The 2,518-nt window shown below is 71.0% G+C and carries 2 protein-coding genes; both read right to left on the bottom strand.

The features are described 5' to 3' along the window. Window positions 1-53 precede the first annotated feature (53 nt). On the bottom strand, window positions 54-947 hold the full coding sequence (locus ACWF94_RS38495) for a serine hydrolase (RefSeq protein WP_453499625.1): 894 nt from the start codon (window positions 945-947) through the stop codon (window positions 54-56). A gap of 11 nt (window positions 948-958) precedes the next feature. After that, complete coding sequence (locus tag ACWF94_RS38500) at window positions 959-2,284, bottom strand: serine hydrolase domain-containing protein (protein ID WP_453499627.1); 1,326 nt, start codon at window positions 2,282-2,284, stop codon at window positions 959-961. Window positions 2,285-2,518: the final 234 nt, after the last annotated feature.

Below are 2,518 nucleotides of genomic sequence, written 5' to 3' on the forward strand. Positions count from 1 at the left end.
GGGTCCCCCGGCCCCGTGACCGGGACCAGGACCGGGACCACGGCCCGGCGGGATCAGGCCCGCAGCAGGTCGATCGCCGCCCGCGCCGCCCGGCCGATCGCCGCGTCGGCCTTCGGGAGCCGCAGCGCCATCGACCGGGGCCGCAGAAAGACCGCTGCCGCGTAACGCCGCCCGTCGGGGTACTCCACGACGCCGATCTCGTTCCGGACGCCCCACAGGGTCCCGGTCTTGCCGGACACCTTGATCCCGTCCTCGAATCCGGCGGCGAGCCGGTGCGGCCACACCTGCTGCCCCATGATCCCGCGCAGTTCGGCACACGCGTCCGGTGTCCCCGCCTCGTCCCGCCAGACCGCGGCCAGCAGGGTGGTCATCTCCCGCGAGGTTCCCGAGGTCGTACGCTCCGGGTCGCGCAGGGAGAGTGAGCGCAGTTCGTCCTCCGGGATGGCCGCCAGCCGGGCGTCGAGGGCGCCTTCCGTCTCGAAGTCGAGCCCCGGTATCGCGTCGGTGAACATGTCCCGGCCGTTCCCGATGAGCCAGGTGCGGGTGAGCCCGAGGGCGGCGAGGGCGGCGTGGATGTGGTCAAGACCGAGCTCTCGCATCACGACGTCGGTGGCCGCGTTGTCGCTCATCGTCAGCATCATGAAGACGAGGTCGCGCAGGCTCATCCCGACCTCGTCGCGACAGCCGCAGGTGCCGATCCCTCCTTCCTTGTCCGCCCGGACCACCGTGAGCCGTCGGGTCGGATCCAGCTCGCCCGCTGCGACCCGGCGCACATAGGCGAGTGCCACCGGCACCTTGAACACCGAGGCCAGGACGACCGGATCGTCCGGGCCGAAGCCGATCTCGGCGTCGCCGTCGATATCGCGGACATGGAGGAACCCCTCCGCGTCGGCATCGGCGAAGATCTTCCCGAGTCCGTCCCGGCCGGGACGGGAACCGCTTGCCACGGAGATCCCTCTCAACCGGTCTTGGGGATGGCCCGGACACCGAAGTGCAGATAGGGCGTGCCGTCGGCCAGTTCGTAGAAGCGCATGGGTGCCCAGCTGTCGCCGCGCAGCTGCCCGATGAAGGTCCGCTCGTCCGTGGCGACCAGATCAAAGGCCATGTCGTCGTCCACGGCGGCCAGATCGCCCTTGCGCTCGGACTCCAGCCGGAGCCCGCCGTCCTCCCGTACGGTCAGCGTCAACCGCATGCCCACGCTCTCGTACACACCGGCGAAACGCGCCGGATCGGCGTCGACCGGGGTGGCCGGGGGCCGCACGGCGGCCGGGACCTCAAGGCCGAGCAGCTCGCCGAACAGCTGGGTCCCGATCTCGTGCTGGAATCCGGCGGAGTCCCCGCCGTTCATCAGGACGCAGGCGGCGAAGTCCAGCTCCGGTACGACCCAGAGCAGCGCGGACTGGCCGATGGTGTTCCCGCCGTGCGAGACGACCCTGCGCCCGTCGACGGTGTCGAGCATCCAGCCGAGACCCCACTCGGACGCGAAGGGCATCGGACACGGAATCCCGACCTGTGGCTCCCACATCACCCCGGGCGCACTCAGCAGCCGGTCGGTGAGATGCGCCAGTCCAAACCGGACGACGTCGGACGCCTGGGCGCAGATCAGCCCGGCGGGACCCACCGACCGCATCAGACCCCACACCGGGGCGACGGCGCCGTCCACATGCCCGGTGGCGGCGCTGCGGCGGAGCACCTCCTCCGGGAGGGTCACGGTGTGGGTGAGACCCAGCGGCTCGATGATCTGCTCGCGCAGGGCCGCGTCCCAGCCCTTGCCGGTGACCTGCTCGATGATCCGGCCGAGCACCACGAATCCGGAGTTGCAGTACGACTGGGTCGCCCCGAGGGGGTGTATCGCGGTCAGGTCGGCACAGGCGGCGGTGTACTTCTCCACACAGTCGTCGCCGCGTCCGGTGTCGAGGAAGAGGTCGCCGTCGATACCGGAGGTGTGGGTGAGCAGATGCCGTACGGTGACGGCCTTGCTCAGCTCCGCGTCGGCGACCCTGAACTCCGGGAGCAGCTCCACGACGGGCGTTTCGAGAGTGAACCGGCCCTCCTCGATCAGCTTCATGATCTGGGTCGCCGTCCACACCTTGGTGACCGACCCGATCTGGAAGAGCGAGTCCGTGCGCACCGGCGCCCCGGTGTCCCGGTTGAGGACGCCCGTACCGAACTCGTACATCCGGCCGCCGACGGAGAAGGCGAGCGTCGCGCCGGGGATGTCGTACCTGGCCGCCGTCGAGGTGAGCAGATTGTTCCATCGGGAGTGGTCGACTTCGGTCGTCATGGGAACCGTCCAGGGGTCGTGGGCCGGGGGGTGCCACCAGGTTAGGGAGCCGGGGTACGCCTCGGCCTTGGCCGGGAGAACGAAGTGGTGGGGTCTTCTTCAGCCGATGCGACTAACTCGTGCGGGGGGGGTGGCCCTGACGCGCGGGCCCGTGCCGCGCGGGCCGTTGTGGGGGGGGGGCGGCCGCGCCCCCCCCGCCGCCCCAGGCGCCGGCGGGGGGGGGGGCGCGGGGGT

Source organism: Streptomyces sp. NPDC055078, assembly GCF_053607985.1.

What these genes read in the sequence shown, in the direction of transcription:
- ACWF94_RS38500 (WP_453499627.1), bottom strand. Translation starts at nt 2,284, where the DNA reads ATGACGACCGAAGTCGACCACTCCCGATGGAACAATCTGCTCACCTCG.